The organism is Streptomyces sp. NPDC002130 (assembly GCF_040296465.1).
Taxonomy (GTDB): Bacteria; Actinomycetota; Actinomycetes; order Streptomycetales; family Streptomycetaceae; genus Streptomyces.
Genome location: NZ_JBEOXI010000874.1, coordinates 1 through 1382 on the forward strand (window position 1 = coordinate 1; position 1382 = coordinate 1382).

The window sequence follows — 1382 nt, forward strand, 5'->3', positions numbered from 1 at the left end:
GGGGGGGGGGGGGGGGGGGGGGGCTACGGGGGGGCGGGGGGGGGGCGGGGTGGTGCGACGGTGCTGCGCCGGATCGGGCGCCGGTTCCAGAACCTGCCGGTCGAAATCAGGATCTGCGACGACGGGCGGGACGGGACGTGCGGCCTTGGGAGCCTTCTTGCCCGGCACCAGTTCGACGGTCACGAACGACGGGCAATCGCCGTCCATGCAGGTGTAGTCGGTGTTGCAGGACGTCTGGTCGATTTTCGTCTTGCGGCCGTACTCGGTGTCCACGGGCTGGACCGAGAGGCAGTTCGACTTCACACCGCAGTCACCGCAGCCTTCGCACACTGCCTCGTTGATGACGACGCGAGTGTTGCGAGTGGGCAGCGTGCCACGCTTGCGCTGGCGACGTGCGTCGGCCGCACAGTGCTGGTCGTAGATCAACACTGTGACGCCCTTGATCTCGCGAAGCTCCTTCTGGGCCTCGTCGAGGCGATCGCGGTGCCAGAGCTTGGTGCCCTTGGCCAGAGCGCGCTTGTTGTGACGCGAAGGCTCGTCGGCGCAGATGATGATCTGCTTGACGCCCTCGGTGGTCAGCTTGTGGCTGAGCTGAGCAACGGAGAGGGCACCTTCCGCGTCCTGTGCACCGGTCATCGCCACTACCTCGTTGTAGAGCAACTTGTAGGTGATGTTCACGCCTGCGGCGATGCATGCCTGGACAGCCAACTGACCGGAGTGGAAGAAGGTGCCGTCGCCGATGTTCTGGAACAGGTGAGGCACGTCGGTGAACGGTGCCTGCCCGATCCACTGGCTGCCCTCGCCACCCATCTGCGTCAGGCCCGTGACAGCGCTGTCCTCACGGCCGGACATGGTGACGAGTGTGTGGCAACCGATTCCGCCGCCACCGATGGAACCCTCGGGGATAGCGGTGGAACGGTTGTGGGGGCACCCGCTGCAGAAGTACGCGGTTCGCTTGGCGGAGAGCACGTTCAGCGACAGCGGGGCCGGGAGGGTGCGCTTGAGCTCGACGTGGGGCTTCAGTACGCGCCGCAACGGGGCGAGCAGCCGGCCTGCGGTCAGTTCACCGCTGGCAGGCATGAGCAGACGGCCCTGGCCGTCACGCTTGCCGATGATGCGAGGGGCATCGTCGGTGCCGTACAGGACTTCCCGGATCTGCGCTTCGATGAACGCGGTCTTGTCCTCGACCACGACGATCTGCGCGCGGGGACAGGTAGGCGTGTGCTGTGGTCAGTTCCGACCGTGCTGCATTGCCCGAGGTAGTGCGATCGAAGTTGAGCCCGAGCAGCGGGATGCTGAACCCGGTGACGAGTACGGCGAGAATCAGAAACTCGACGGGCTTGTCGTTGTGCAGGCCGAAGGCAATGCGGACGATACCCACG

At 65.8% G+C, this 1382-nt stretch carries 2 protein-coding genes; one reads left to right on the forward strand and one right to left on the reverse strand.

Translation table 11 applies throughout. From position 1 onward, the window contains the following. On the reverse strand, positions 1-1191 hold a 1191-nt coding region (locus ABT116_RS46525), incomplete at its 3' end, for a thiamine pyrophosphate-dependent enzyme (RefSeq protein WP_351647292.1). Here ABT116_RS46525 and ABT116_RS46530 point away from each other — a divergent pair. Beyond that, a partial coding sequence (locus ABT116_RS46530; protein ID WP_351647294.1) for a hypothetical protein occupies positions 1178-1382 on the forward strand: 205 nt, incomplete at its 3' end. The two genes, ABT116_RS46525 and ABT116_RS46530, sit on opposite strands and share 14 nt — an antisense overlap.